The sequence below is a fragment of the Mariniflexile sp. AS56 genome (assembly GCF_030552475.1).
Classification (GTDB): Bacteria; Bacteroidota; Bacteroidia; order Flavobacteriales; family Flavobacteriaceae; genus Mariniflexile.
The window spans coordinates 1-13,586 of record NZ_JAUPED010000009.1; the positions used below are offsets into that span (position 1 = coordinate 1).

The 13,586-nt window shown below is 34.5% G+C and carries 14 protein-coding genes; all 14 read left to right on the forward strand.

The features are described 5' to 3' along the window. Positions 1 to 328 precede the first annotated feature (328 nt). Positions 329 to 1,117, forward strand: a complete 789-nt coding sequence (locus Q5N74_RS11875) for a hypothetical protein (RefSeq protein WP_304389046.1) — start codon at positions 329 to 331, stop codon at positions 1,115 to 1,117. A gap of 556 nt (positions 1,118 to 1,673) precedes the next feature. Next, positions 1,674 to 3,485 carry a M1 family metallopeptidase gene (locus Q5N74_RS11880; RefSeq protein ID WP_304389047.1) on the forward strand — a complete coding sequence of 604 codons (1,812 nt, stop codon included), beginning with the start codon at positions 1,674 to 1,676 and terminating at the stop codon, positions 3,483 to 3,485. 336 nt (positions 3,486 to 3,821) lie between these two features. Then, a complete protein-coding gene (cyoE, locus tag Q5N74_RS11885) occupies positions 3,822 to 4,676 on the forward strand; it encodes a heme o synthase (RefSeq protein ID WP_304389048.1) in 855 nt (284 codons plus the stop codon). A 2-nt stretch (positions 4,677 to 4,678) separates the two neighbouring features. Continuing rightward, entirely contained in the window at positions 4,679 to 5,260 is a 582-nt protein-coding gene (locus tag Q5N74_RS11890; protein WP_304389049.1) for a cytochrome c oxidase subunit 3, read from the forward strand. 46 nt (positions 5,261 to 5,306) lie between these two features. Next, entirely contained in the window at positions 5,307 to 6,287 is a 981-nt protein-coding gene (locus Q5N74_RS11895; RefSeq protein WP_304389051.1) for a cytochrome c oxidase subunit 3, read from the forward strand. Positions 6,288 to 6,341: 54 nt separating this feature from the next. Continuing rightward, positions 6,342 to 6,722, forward strand: coding sequence for a cytochrome C oxidase subunit IV family protein (locus Q5N74_RS11900; protein WP_304389052.1), 381 nt, complete (start codon positions 6,342 to 6,344; stop codon positions 6,720 to 6,722). Between the two features lie 88 nt (positions 6,723 to 6,810). After that, entirely contained in the window at positions 6,811 to 7,527 is a 717-nt protein-coding gene (locus tag Q5N74_RS11905; RefSeq protein WP_304389053.1) for a hypothetical protein, read from the forward strand. Between the two features lie 53 nt (positions 7,528 to 7,580). Next, positions 7,581 to 8,324, forward strand: coding sequence for an SCO family protein (locus Q5N74_RS11910; protein WP_304389054.1), 744 nt, complete (start codon positions 7,581 to 7,583; stop codon positions 8,322 to 8,324). Between the two features lie 48 nt (positions 8,325 to 8,372). Further along, positions 8,373 to 8,912 carry a DUF420 domain-containing protein gene (locus Q5N74_RS11915; protein ID WP_304389055.1) on the forward strand — a complete coding sequence of 180 codons (540 nt, stop codon included), beginning with the start codon at positions 8,373 to 8,375 and terminating at the stop codon, positions 8,910 to 8,912. 31 nt (positions 8,913 to 8,943) lie between these two features. Continuing rightward, positions 8,944 to 9,162 carry a hypothetical protein gene (locus tag Q5N74_RS11920; protein ID WP_304389056.1) on the forward strand — a complete coding sequence of 73 codons (219 nt, stop codon included), beginning with the start codon at positions 8,944 to 8,946 and terminating at the stop codon, positions 9,160 to 9,162. A gap of 91 nt (positions 9,163 to 9,253) precedes the next feature. Continuing rightward, positions 9,254 to 9,955: an ABC transporter ATP-binding protein gene (locus tag Q5N74_RS11925; protein ID WP_304389057.1), complete on the forward strand. Its 702-nt coding sequence runs from the start codon at positions 9,254 to 9,256 to the stop codon at positions 9,953 to 9,955. Continuing rightward, positions 9,948 to 11,177 carry an ABC transporter permease gene (locus Q5N74_RS11930; protein ID WP_304389058.1) on the forward strand — a complete coding sequence of 410 codons (1,230 nt, stop codon included), beginning with the start codon at positions 9,948 to 9,950 and terminating at the stop codon, positions 11,175 to 11,177. Before Q5N74_RS11925 ends, Q5N74_RS11930 begins: the two co-directional genes overlap by 8 nt. Before the next feature lie 2 nt (positions 11,178 to 11,179). After that, the gene (locus Q5N74_RS11935; protein ID WP_304389059.1) at positions 11,180 to 12,424 is read left to right on the forward strand and encodes an ABC transporter permease; all 1,245 of its coding nucleotides are present in this window, start codon (positions 11,180 to 11,182) and stop codon (positions 12,422 to 12,424) included. A 17-nt stretch (positions 12,425 to 12,441) separates the two neighbouring features. After that, the gene (locus tag Q5N74_RS11940) at positions 12,442 to 13,566 is read left to right on the forward strand and encodes an efflux RND transporter periplasmic adaptor subunit (protein WP_304389060.1); all 1,125 of its coding nucleotides are present in this window, start codon (positions 12,442 to 12,444) and stop codon (positions 13,564 to 13,566) included. Positions 13,567 to 13,586 lie beyond the last annotated feature (20 nt).

The following is a 13,586-nucleotide window of genomic DNA, read 5'->3' on the forward strand; positions in this document are numbered from 1 at the left end:
ACTTTTTCTCATAATACTGTTTAAAATTAATAATTATTTTACACTTTTAAACAGTTCGGTTATAGGGGAAGCTTACAGGTCGACTTTCCGAAACTGGAATTGGTTCTCAACTTGGAAGAGTATGGAAAAGTCATTTAATTGATGAAATAATGAACGAAACCGAATAAAAAACTATGCCCAACAAGCCGTGTATAAAAAATTGCTATTTTTAGCTAAACCAATGTTAGTTGCTCGTTTGCTTGCTTCCGATTTACCTTCGGAAAATCCTCGCACACAAACACGCAACTTTCCTTAAAGATAAACGTTGGTAGTAATTTGAAAAATGATTATGATAAAAATAATTGGAATAAATTTATTAGTTCTATTAATAAGTCTATCATTTCATTCTTGTGATAAAGACTCAAATCCTATTGACGATACCTCTAATATTCAAAAAAGAGAGTTCATAAGCGCGTTTGAAAGTGTGAATGATTTTGATGGATTTTATATAACACCTCAAGGACATATGGGAACAAGTTTTCATGAATTATCAGACTCAAATGTTCATAGCGGAATTTATTCTCATAGGGCTTGGATAGATGGCGCCAATCCTCCTTCAATTACAGAAAATAATAACCATAGAGGTTACCCAACTATTCAACTTAAAAATACAATCGGCGGTTCATTTATATCGCCGTGTTATATAACATTTTGGGTATGGTTAGACATGGACCTGCAAGCAAGTACAACTGGAGGAGAAGACGATTGGTTTAGCTTTGCAACATTCACAGATGACGAGTCTGACAACTGGGATAGAACGATATTGGTAAATTTATCTCATGACGGTTATGTACATTTACAAAATGTACCTAATCAGAATGAACAAGAACATGAATTTCAAACTTCAAGTAATATTTTCCCTCAAAAAGAATGGGTTGAGCTCAAAGTATATTTGGATCTAAGCAATGGGGGATATGCAAAAGTTTGGCAAAACGGACAATTAGTTTCACATGCAAAAATTGAAAATACAACTAATAAGTTATCTCAAGCCCATTTTGGTCTCTATTGTTCTCCGCAATTAATGAATGGAACCGTTTATAATGATGATTTAATCATAATAGAAGTTGATGGAGAATAAACTACTACCAACAAAGAACTGAGGTAAAAACCAAATCCTTTCTTCAAAAATATTAGACACTTTTATGTTGGGCTTAGAAATTCAAGTAGTTGATTTTCTAAGGTATCACTATTTGGTTAGCGGGACCTTTATAGAGAGATTCTTGAATGGAAGGAAGTATTGAAGAAAACTATACGGTATCAAGAAAAGAGAAGAATTGAATAATTTAAAACCAGTTTTATAAAAATAAAACCAGTTGTGAAGTCGTATTTAATTAATTGCTTGGTCACTGCCTACTTACAAACATTCCTGCGGAATATTCGATCTGTTATTTATTTGCTAAATTAGTTACTCAAACACGCAACTAACCATGCCCAAAACTATTAGATACAATCTTCGATAGACAGAAATAAAAACTTTTTTTAACGAAAATAACTCATTATTGATAATTCCTATATTTAAACAATTACGAATCATTATAATAAAAATCCTTTAGTAGGAGCAGAATATGAAAATCAAAATACTTCTTACACTTTTAGTGATATCGTCAAAGTTGGCTGCCCAGAGCAGTTTATATATGCCAGTTGAATTCCAAGCCGCATATGCAAATAATACAAGGGCCTATGATGGCAGCCCGGGTGAAGTTTATTGGCAAAATTTTAGCTCTTACACTATTACAGCAGAAATAGAACCAGGTTCGTGGAAAATAAAGGGTGCTGAAAAAATTGAGTATACCAACAATAGTCCTGATAGTTTAAGATCGATTGTAATTAAAACCTACCCGAATCATTATAAAAAGGGGATGCCAAGATCAAATCAAGTTCCATTGGAAACACTTACAGATGGTATGGTGATAACTAATTTGACCATAGACAATGTTTCCGTTTCCATCGAAAACAACCCTGATGTAGAGCATTTTGCCACCTACATAAAAGTACATCTTCCCAATCCTTTACCTCCCAAGAATGGTGTAACATTAAATATGGAATGGACTACAGAGATGCCGTCCAAATATGTTAACCGAATCGGAGCTTATGACAAGAAGAGCGTATTCGTGGGGTATTGGTACCCGCAAATTGCCCGATATGATGATATAGATAATTGGGACGAAATTGAATTTTTGGGAATACAAGAGTTTAATACTGATTTTGCTGACTTTAATGTGAAAATTACAGTCCCTAATGGCTATAATGTTTGGGCAACAGGAAGTTTGCAAAATCCTGAGGAAGTATTTTCAGATCAGCAGCTAAAGCGATATCGAGAGGCCAAGACTTCACGTAAGCCAGTTACTATAATTGAAGGTAATAATTCTCCAACAGAAAGTGAAGGGCACGAAATATGGAACTATCAGGCATCGAATGTTAAAGATTTTGCTTTTGGGGTGAGTAATACATTTAAATGGAAAAGTCAAACCGTAATTGTTAATGACAAAGAGGTTATGTCTAATTTGGTTTATGATGTCGATGGAAATACTACTGCTGAAAGACTGTTAGAGGCGCAAGAGAAAAGCTTAACGTTCTTATCAAACACTTCTCCGGGAGTGACTTATCCCTATTCAAGTTTTACTACTTTTATTGGTGTACCCGAATTTGGCGGCATGGAATTTCCAATGATGGCAAATAATGGTTTAAGTAGCAGGGAGGTAGAAAATACAGATGTAACTTTCCATGAAATCGCACATAGTTATTTCCCATTCTTCCTTGGTATAAACGAAGTTAAATACTCTTGGATGGAAGAAGGATGGGCTATTTTTTTTACCACAAAGTTCATACAATCCTATTACAAAGGAGGTGAAGATGAAAATACCGAACTAAACAGGAACTTGAATGACCTTAATAAATCGGCAGGTTCTATGTGGAATGTTCCTCTTATTACTCCTGGCTATTTGTTAACTTATCAGCCTTCCCATACGCAATTGGCTTATAGAAAATCAGCGTTTATGTATTTCACATTGGAAAACTTGCTTGGTGAAGAAGTTTTTGAAAAGTGTTTGAAAGGCTATATGGAACGTTGGTCAGGAAAACATCCAACGCCTTATGATTTTATGTTCACTTTTAGTGAAATAAGCAATCGAAATTTGGACTGGTTCTGGAATGCATGGATATTTCAACCGGGATATGGCGATTTGGGGTTGTCGGATTTAGACAAAAACACTTCAAAGGTTACCATCAAGAACCGAGGAGGATTACCATTGCCAATAATTCTAAAACTTACGTACAAAGATGGTACGGAACAGTTAATTGAAAGGACCGCTCAGGTTTGGTCTCAGGACGATAATGCTATAGCAATTGATATCGAAACTATTAAAAATGTAGTGTTTATTCAATTGGTCACAACCCATTATCCCGATTCTGATAATACTAATAATCTTTTGGAAATAAAACTGTAGCTAACAATGTAAACGGCATTATATGGACCGAGTTTACGAACCGTCATGATTTTCTTTCTTTAATATAAGCTTCATTAAAACGAGCTTTCCGCGTTAGGGATAGTAGTGAAAAGCCCACAGCGACCCCGCTTTTTTAGGGGGCGCGAGGACTTGTAGCGCATAGCCCGACCCTTGTGGTAACTCCCAAATAAACCGTATTCGGTTCTCAAAATAAATTACCAATAAAAAGCATTGCTCAAAATGCTTTAATAAAGTATCTTTGCACTCGCTATATTAAGCGGTTAAGTAAATATACTATTGAGCAATTCAAAAACGTCGGGAACTAGACCTTCTGTAATGTCAGATTTTAAGGAAATCACTAAAATGCGATTGGCATTAAGTGTGGTGTTTTCGTCCGTTGCCGGTTATTTGCTTGGTGTCGATACGGTCGACTTTAAAACTTTAATTTTATTGGCGCTTGGTGGCTACTTTATGGTAGGAGCATCGAACGCATTTAATCAAATTATTGAGAAAGATTTGGATGCGCTTATGGATCGTACCAAGAACAGACCCATTCCTGCGGAACGCATGTCTGTAACTACCGCCTTTATTATCGCTACTGTTTTTACTCTTCTAGGAATTATTATTTTATACAGCATAAACAAGCAAACAGCTATGTTTGGTGCTATTTCTATCTTTTTATATACCTGTGTTTACACGCCTTTAAAAACGAAAACGCCTTTATCGGTTTTTGTTGGAGCGATTCCCGGAGCGATTCCGTTTATGTTAGGTTGGGTAGCAGCTACCGATGATTTTGGTATTGAGCCAGGTACTTTATTCGCTTTACAATTTTTCTGGCAGTTCCCTCATTTTTGGGCTATAGGCTGGTTTTTATATGAAGATTATAAAAAAGGTGGCTTTTTTATGTTGCCTACAGGAAAACAAGATAAAGGAACGGCGGTACAAACAGTTATGTATACTATTTGGACAATATTAGTGTCTATAATTCCCGTTTTCGGGTTTACGGGCAGCTTACAATTATCGATAGTTGCAGCCATTTTAGTATTTATACTAGGTTTAGGTATGTTGTATTACGCCATTCGATTGTTTAAAGAAATGACCGAGAAAGCAGCAAAACAACTAATGCTAGCAAGTGTTTCATATATTACATTAGTGCAAATTGTGTACGTAATAGATAAATTTATAAGATAACCATGGATTTTACGCAGGGTACTTTAGAAGAAAAACATGGCAGAGCCAAGAAAATGATGCTTTGGTTTGGTATCATTTCATTAATTATGTCGTTTGCAGGATGGACGAGTGCTTTTGTAGTAAGTAGCTCTAGACCCGATTGGTTAAAAGAATTTCAATTACCAAATGCTTTTATAATTAGCACCGTTATAATAATGATAAGCAGTATATCGTTTATTTTGGCGAAAAATGCTTTAAAAAGTAATAATAGAAAAATGACTATGCTTTGGTTAGTCGTGACGCTAATTTTAGGATTTTTATTTATTAATTACCAGTTTGTAGGCTTTCAAAATATTATTGACATGGGGTATAATTTTACCGGTCCAACCAGTAATGTTACCATGTCTTACATCTATTTAATTGCAATTGTTCATATTTTGCACGTTATTGTAGGACTAATTTGCTTATTGGTGGTAATTTATAATCATTTTAAACAAAAGTATACGCCCACAAAAATGCTTGGTTTTGAACTAGCAGCAACCTTTTGGCATTTTATAGACATCCTATGGGTGTATCTCTTTTTATTTTTATATTTTATAAGATAAATAAATTGATTATTTTTGTCCAACTTTTAAAAAACAACCAACATATATGAGTACTACAGTTGCAAACACTGGAACAGAAGATAAAACTTGGGGAGGAGGCAATGAGCCTTTAAAAGCGAGTTATGGTAAAATGATGATGTGGTTTTTCATCGTTTCAGATGCATTAACCTTTTCGGGGTTTTTAGCTGCCTACGGATTTTCAAGATTCAAATTTATTGATTCATGGCCAATAGCCGATGAAGTTTTTACACACGTACCGTTTTTACACGGTCAAGAATTACCCATGATTTATGTGGCGTTCATGACGTTTGTACTTATTATGTCGTCTGTAACTATGGTATTAGCTGTAGATGCAGGGCATCACTTAAATAAAGCTAAGGTTACTATTTATATGTTTTTAACCATTATTGGTGGTATCATATTCGTAGGGTCTCAAGCTTGGGAGTGGGCTACGTTTATTCAAGGTGATTATGGTGCTGTACAAACAAAAGGTGGTAATATCTTGCAGTTTGTTGATACAGACGGGCATCGTGTAGCCTTAAGAGATTTTGTTGAAGCAGGCGAGCATGAGCGTGTACAACAAGAGCAAAAAAACGGTATCTGGTTTGTAAGCGAAGGAAGCTTACCAACTTATACAGTTGAAGAGGTTATTCACGGTTTAGAAAAACATGATAATGTTTTAGTAAGAACTCAAATACTTAACGAGCACGGTCACAAAACAGTGCTTGATAGAGCAGAGTCTATAAAACAACTAAAAGCAAATGGTAAACATGTTGTTGAAGGTGCTAACTTGAAAGAGAATGAATATGGTTCGCCATTATTTGCAGATTTCTTTTTCTTCATCACAGGGTTTCACGGTTTCCACGTACTATCGGGAGTAATCATTAATATCATCATTTTCTTTAATGTGATATTAGGAACTTATGAAAAACGTAAAAGCTACGAAATGGTTGAAAAAGTGGGGTTATACTGGCACTTTGTAGATTTAGTTTGGGTATTTGTATTTACATTCTTCTACCTAGTTTAATTAAGAATAAATAGTATTATTTCCTTGTAAAGGGAAATCTTAAAATCATATAAAATGGCACACGCACATAAATTAGAAATATTTAGAGGTTTAGTTAAGTTTAAATCTAATACTCAGAAAATTTGGGGTGTTTTAATCTTTTTAACCATTATAACGGCTGTTGAAGTTGTATTGGGTATCTACAAACCAGAATCTTTAATGGGGCATGTATTAGGCATGAAAGGTCTTAACTGGATCTTCATTATCCTAACCTTAGTAAAAGCATACTATATTACTTGGGATTTTATGCACATGCGCGACGAAACTGCGGGTTTAAGAAGAGCAGTAGTTTGGACAGCAATCTTTTTAATTCTATATTTAATATTCATTTTATTACAAGAAGGCGGTTACGTTTTTAATGTATATGATAATGGGTATATAAAAAGAGACTTTTAACTTATTAAAATAGTTAAATAGATATATAAAGGCGGTTTTTAAACCGTCTTTTTTTATTTTTGCACTTTAATGAAAAAACAAGTTTTTAATGAACTATAAAAAAGCAGGTCGGTATTTAATTTTAGGAATCTTATTCTTTCTTCCTGTTACTTTTTTGTTGTTTTTATACCCAGCGACACATAATTATACACCGCTTGATATTGTTAACCAATCGGTTTTAGAAATTAATCAGTTCGATTCAAATTCTAAAGATGATATTGTTTTAAAAGATCACATCACCATACTAGGTTTTTTAGGAACAAACCCGATGGCTAATAATATCGTGGCCTCTAATCTAAAAGAATTGGTGTATGATAATTTTAAGGGTTTTAAAAAATTTCAAATCGTTGTTTTAATGCCGAAAGGAACCGAAGCAGCTGTTGATGAACTTATTTCTGAAATTAGTGGTTATGAAGATTTAAGGTTTTGGCATTTTGTTTTTGGTGAACGGGATGCGATTGAAAATGTATTTATAAGTTTGAAAAGTAAAACAAGCTTAACGCGCGATTTAGCAACAAACGAGGTGTTTATAATTGATAAAGATTTAAACCAAAGAGGCCGGTTGGATGATAGAACCGATAACGAAATCGCAAAAAACACACCAACCTACATTTTAAGTTCGTATAACTGTATTGAAGTTGCCGAAATTAAAAATAAGATGAGTGATGATTTACGCATATTATTTACTGAATACAGACAAATAAGAAAAGGTGAATTCGATTCGTCCACACGAAGAGCTAACGATTTAAAAGAAGCAACCCATTAATTACTCCTTTAGGGTTGTAGAAACCCAAAGAAGTAAAACAGACTATAAAAGCAATGAGCAAAAAAAATAATTATTCATACATAGGTATTTCGCTAATCATCCTAGTGTTTGGTATCATTTTCGTTCCAAAAATTGTAGACCGCATTTCTAATAGTGATGTTACTAGAAATGAAAGCAGAAGCGATTTCGCTAATGATAAAACAAAGGTATCCGATTTAGCTTTTATAGAAATAAATGGAGTTGCTAAGAAAGTGCCTCAGTTTTCGTTTACGAATCAAGATGGGAAAACCATTTCCAATAAAGATTATGAAGGTAAAGTGTATGTTGTAGAATTCTTTTTTACCACCTGCCCAACTATTTGCCCTCGAATGAATGCGAACCTTATTCAAATTCAAAATGCATTTAAAGGTTTTGAAAACTTTGGAGTGGCATCATTCACCATAAACCCAGAACACGATACACCTGAAATATTGAAGGCTTATGCAACAGATTATGGCGTAACCAACCCCAATTGGAATTTAATGACGGGTGATAGAGATGCTATATTCAAACTTTCAAATGAAGGGTTTAATCTATATACAGCTGAAGAGGAAGATGCCGTAGGTGGTTTTGAGCATTCTGGTAATTTTGCTTTAATTGATAAAAATGGATTTATCCGTTCTAGAAAAGATGAATTTGGGAATCCTATTATTTATTATAGAGGCATTGTTTCAGAAACTGAAAAAGTAGATGAAGATGGTGTTCCAGAAGAAATCACAGCCTTAAAAGCCGATATTAAAAAATTACTTAGTGAATAAACGTGTTGCCTTACCCCAAGTAGGAAGGTTGCTTATAATATGCTTACAATGAATAACAATCAAAACGAAATTTTAGACGATAAGAAGTACAATAAACTAATTGTAGCTTTATCTGTAATAATACCTGTAGCCGTGGCTATTTTATTTGGTGTTAAAATTCCTAATGTGGAACCTTTATCGTTTTTACCACCTATTTATGCGAGCATTAATGGATTGACGGCCTTGGTGCTAATCGTAGCAGTAATTCAAATTAAAAAAGGACATAGAGCCAACCATGAAAAATTAATGAAGCTGGCCATTTTGCTTTCAGTTTCTTTTTTGCTTATGTATATCGCCTACCACATGACCAGCGATTCTACTAAATTTGGAGGCGAAGGTACTATTAAGTATCTCTATTATTTTATTTTATTAACACACATTGTATTGTCTATTATCGTCATTCCATTTGTACTAATTACTTATGTGAGAGCGATAACCAATAATATAGAAAAGCATAAAAAAATAGCAAAAATAACCTTTCCTTTATGGTTATATGTAGCGGTAACCGGTGTCATTGTTTATATTATGATTTCACCTTACTATGTATAACGTTATTGCGAGGAACGAAGCAATCTGTAAAATGAAAACTAAAATCATCTTTCTTCTTTTTTCTCTTTTCTTTTATTTAGAAAGTAATGCGCAATGTGCGATGTGTCGTGCTGTTTTAGAAAGTGAAGAAGGCCAAACAACCGCAGAAGGTATTAATGACGGTATTGTGTATTTAATGGCCGTACCTTATATTCTGGTTGGTGGTATTGGCTACTTTATTTATATGAAATATAAGACGTTAAAAAAGTAACAAAAATTTTTTTAACCAAATTATGTAACATTTCTTTGTTGTATGAGTCTAATTGTTAAGCTGTTTTAAAGCTTGATTAATCAATCAAAGAATGTTAGAAATACGCCAGTTACACAAGTCCTATCCTATAGGCGATTCCAGTTTACATGTTTTAAAAGGTATTGATCTTTCTGTTGAAGAAGGTGAAATGGTAGCCATTATGGGATCTTCCGGTTCTGGAAAATCTACCTTGTTAAATATTATTGGTATGCTAGACGAGGCTGATGAAGGGGAGTATATTTTAGATGGTTTAGCTATTAAAAACTTAACAGAAAAGAAAGCAGCCGTTTATAGAAACAAGTTTTTAGGGTTCATTTTCCAATCATTCAACCTTATAAATTATAAAAATGCCCTTGAGAATGTCGCTTTACCATTGTACTACCAAGGTATGAAGCGAAAAGAACGTCAAGAATTAGCGATGTTTCATCTTGAAAAAGTAGGACTGGCTAATTGGGCGCAACATTTACCAAAAGAATTATCGGGTGGTCAAAACCAACGTGTTGCCATTGCCAGAGCTTTGGCTGCAAATCCTAAATTATTATTGGCCGATGAGCCAACGGGTGCTTTAGACACACAAACGTCTCATGAAATTATGGCGTTTATTCAGCAGCTTAATGATGAAGGTAAAACGATTTTAATGGTAACTCACGAAGAAGATATTGCCAATATGTGTAAACGTATTGTACGCCTACGTGACGGTGTTATTATTGAAGATACTAAAGTAACCCAAGTAAGAGCCGAACAGTATGTTTGATTTAGATCTTTGGAGAGAAATATTTCAAAGTATAAATAAGAACAGAACCCGAAGTTTACTTTCTGGGTTTACTGTGGCATTTGCTATTTTGTTATTCACCATTCTATTTGGTATTGCTAATGGGCTTCAAAACACCTTTAAAGAAGCGTTTGGTACAGATGCTGTAAATTCCATCGTGATATACCCTGGCATGACTACAAAGGCTAATAAAGGGCTTCAGGCAGGTAGACGCATTCAATTTAAAAATGAAGAACGCGATTTTATTAAAGAGGAATTTGGAGATAAAGTTCAGTTCATTACTTCAAAAGTAAATATTACAGTCAATGCTTCCTATAAAGGGAAAAAGAATAGTTACGGCCTAAGGGCCATCCACCCGGAATACATGTTTATTGAAAACAATGCTGTTAAGGAAGGGCGTTACATCAATCAAAACGATATTGATAATAAATCGAAAGTCGTTGTTATTGGGAAGGTGATAGACGATGATTTATTTTCAAAAACGAATGCGGTTGGTAAGTATATTAACTTGAGTGGTATTTCATATAAAGTAGTTGGGATTTTCACAGATGATGAAGGCTACAACGAAGAGAATGTGATTTACATGCCACTATCCACCGCGCAACAAGTTTATGGGAAACATGAAGAGATCGATTTTCTGCATCTTACGTATAACCCAGAAATGAGTTCGGATGCCGCCTTGTTATTTGGTAATACCATTACTAAAAAATTAAAGGAGCGTTTTTCTGTTGCGAGCAGCGACCAGAGGGCGATTCGAGTACAAAACATGGCGCAGGGCACCAAGCAAATAGATATTATGACTTCTGGCCTCACCGTTATTATTTTGGTTATTGGTTTCGGAACCCTTATAGCCGGTATAGTTGGGGTGAGTAATATCATGATTTTTATAGTAAAAGAACGTACTAAAGAAATTGGTATTCGTAAAGCTTTAGGGGCGTCGCCAAAATCGATTGTATCCATAATTTTAATAGAATCTATACTTATTACAGCCATTGCAGGTTATGTGGGCTTACTTCTAGGGGTTGGCGTCTTAGAACTTGCGGGCCCTAGTTTAAAAGAATATTTTATAAAAGACCCAGGTGTAAGTAATAGTTTGGTAATTGGTGCTACCATTACGCTGATATCAGCTGGAGCCATTGCAGGGTATTTACCTGCCGTTAAAGCCTCTAGAATTAAACCCATTGTAGCACTACGAAATGATTAAACATGTTTAAATTTTTAATAGATAGAGATACCTGGCAAGAAGTTTTTGATAGCTTTAGTAAAAATAAACTAAGGTCTATTTTAACCATGGTTGGTGTTTGGTGGGGTATTTTATTGTTGATAGGCCTATTAGGTTCTGCACGTGGTTTGGAAAATGCCTTTAACCGTTTGTTTGGCGATTTTGCAACCAATAGCATATTTGTTATGGGAAACACCACCAGCATGCCTTTTAAAGGGTTTCAAGAGGGGAAACGGGTGCAATTAACTTTAACCGATATTAAAAAAGTTGAAGAAAATGTAGAGGGTATTGAATTTGTTGTTCCAAGAAATATTACTCAAAGCCTAGTTGTTCGAAATTTTCTTTCCGGAAGATTTAGTATTATGGGCGATTACCCAATTCTAGATAAGGTTAAAAAGAAGAAATTAATTCATGGGCGATTTATCAATCAAAATGATATTTCAGACAGAAAAAAAGTAGCTGTAATTTCAGATGATATTTATAAACAACTCTTTCAAAAGGAAGAAGATGCCATTGGTACTTACATTCAAATTAACAGTATAAATTATAAAGTTATTGGGGTTTACCAAACGGGTACTATGAATTTCGGACCTAGTGAAGATGTACATATTCCATTTTCAACCTTCCAGCAAGTTTATAATAAAGGTGAAAAAATAGGTTTTTTAATGATTACTGGGAAACCGGAATACGACATTCAACAAATTGAGGAAGATTCCAAACTGCTTCTTAAAAACCTAAATAATATCCACCCGAAGGATTCGCAAGCCTTCCGCAGTTTTAACTTAGGAAAAGAGTTCGCGAAACTTACAGGGTTTTTAACGGGGATGCAGTTTTTAACATGGTTTGTGGGTATTGCAACCTTAATAGCAGGGGTGTTTGCCATTGGTAATATCTTGCTTATAACCGTAAAAGAACGCACAAAGGAAATAGGAATACGGCGTGCATTGGGCGCAACACCTTTCGAAATTAAAAGGCAAATTGTAGTAGAAGCCGTTTTCTTAACATTGGTTGCAGGCCTATTTGGCATCATTACTGGAGGTTGGATTTTAATTATTTTAGATCACTTTTTCGGTCAAGGAGCCGAAGCAACTCTGGTAAACGCATCCGTATCCATCGCCGTAGTTTTTATCGCACTTATCATATTAGTGGTATTAGGTACTTTAATTGGATTAATTCCAGCATTTAAAGCCACCAGTATCAAGCCTATAGAAGCATTAAGAGAAGAATAAATAATAAGCATAACCAAATGAATAAAAAAGTAAAAATTATTTTAGTATTAGTTGTTATCGTACTATTAGCATTTGTATTAAAGTACTTTAAAGACTCCAATTCTAAAGCTATTGAAGATTTTAAAGTTGAAGAACCTTTTCATACGTCTATAAACACGAAAGCCGTAGCCACGGGGAAATTGAATCCTGAAGAAGAAATTGAATTAAAGCCTCAAATTTCTGGTATTGTAGATGAAATTCTTGTGGAAGAAGGCGATTTGGTTAAAAAAGGCGATTTAATTGCTAAGATTAGAGTCGTTCCCAACGAGCAAAGTTTGGTAAGTGCAAGTAGTAGAATTTCGTCAACGAAGCTTTCTTTCAATAATTCCAAAGTACTATTCGAAAGAAATAAATCACTTTTTGAGAAGGGTGTTATTTCAAAACAAGATTTTGAAAACAGCGAGTTGGCATTTAATCAAGCCAAAGAAACGCTTACACAGGCACAAAACGATTACCAAATTATAAAACGGGGGTCTATTTCTGGAGGTAGTTCAGCAAACACCAATATTGTAGCACAAATTGCAGGGACTATTTTAGAAATTCCTGTACGTGAAGGTGATCAAGTGATTCAAAGTAATAATTTCAATGCAGGAACCACGATCGCTATTATTGCCGATATGAGCAATATGATTTTTGAAGGGAAAGTAGATGAAGCCGAAGTTGGAAAATTAAAAGAAGGTAAAGAAATCAAAGTTATTTTGGGAGCCATCAACGAAAAGGAATTTCCGGCCATACTTACCTTTGTAGCACCACGAGGTATCGAGGAAAATGGCGCAGTGCAATTCACCATTAAAGCCAATGTTACTTTAGATGATACAAGTAATATTCGTGCAGGCTATAGTGCCAATGCTGAAATTGATATTGAAAGTAAAGACAGTGTTTTAGCGATTCGAGAAGCTTTATTGCAGTACAATAGAATTACTGAGAAACCTTTTGTGGAATTACAAATAGGTGAGGGCAAGTACAAAAAACAAGATGTAACTTTAGGTTTGTCTGATGGTATAAACGTTGAAATTACTGAAGGCGTTAAGAAAGGCGATAAAATAAAAGTTTGGAACAAAGCTTCAAAAGATAATGAGGAAGATGAAAAACCAAGAAAATAATAGGATGATTTTTAAAACAT

Excerpts from the sequence above, each read along its gene's own strand:
- Q5N74_RS11905 (WP_304389053.1), top strand. The coding sequence starts at position 6,811 with ATGAACTATAAAAAAGCAGGTCGGTATTTAATTTTAGGAATCTTATTC.
- Q5N74_RS11900 (WP_304389052.1), top strand. The coding sequence starts at position 6,342 with ATGGCACACGCACATAAATTAGAAATATTTAGAGGTTTAGTTAAGTTT.
- Q5N74_RS11920 (WP_304389056.1), top strand. The coding sequence starts at position 8,944 with ATGAAAACTAAAATCATCTTTCTTCTTTTTTCTCTTTTCTTTTATTTA.
- cyoE (WP_304389048.1), top strand. The coding sequence starts at position 3,822 with ATGTCAGATTTTAAGGAAATCACTAAAATGCGATTGGCATTAAGTGTG.
- Q5N74_RS11925 (WP_304389057.1), top strand. The coding sequence starts at position 9,254 with ATGTTAGAAATACGCCAGTTACACAAGTCCTATCCTATAGGCGATTCC.
- Q5N74_RS11875 (WP_304389046.1), top strand. The coding sequence starts at position 329 with ATGATAAAAATAATTGGAATAAATTTATTAGTTCTATTAATAAGTCTA.
- Q5N74_RS11915 (WP_304389055.1), top strand. The coding sequence starts at position 8,373 with ATGAATAACAATCAAAACGAAATTTTAGACGATAAGAAGTACAATAAA.
- Q5N74_RS11935 (WP_304389059.1), top strand. The coding sequence starts at position 11,180 with ATGTTTAAATTTTTAATAGATAGAGATACCTGGCAAGAAGTTTTTGAT.
- Q5N74_RS11910 (WP_304389054.1), top strand. The coding sequence starts at position 7,581 with ATGAGCAAAAAAAATAATTATTCATACATAGGTATTTCGCTAATCATC.
- Q5N74_RS11880 (WP_304389047.1), top strand. The coding sequence starts at position 1,674 with ATGCCAGTTGAATTCCAAGCCGCATATGCAAATAATACAAGGGCCTAT.
- Q5N74_RS11930 (WP_304389058.1), top strand. The coding sequence starts at position 9,948 with ATGTTTGATTTAGATCTTTGGAGAGAAATATTTCAAAGTATAAATAAG.
- Q5N74_RS11895 (WP_304389051.1), top strand. The coding sequence starts at position 5,307 with ATGAGTACTACAGTTGCAAACACTGGAACAGAAGATAAAACTTGGGGA.
- Q5N74_RS11890 (WP_304389049.1), top strand. The coding sequence starts at position 4,679 with ATGGATTTTACGCAGGGTACTTTAGAAGAAAAACATGGCAGAGCCAAG.
- Q5N74_RS11940 (WP_304389060.1), top strand. The coding sequence starts at position 12,442 with ATGAATAAAAAAGTAAAAATTATTTTAGTATTAGTTGTTATCGTACTA.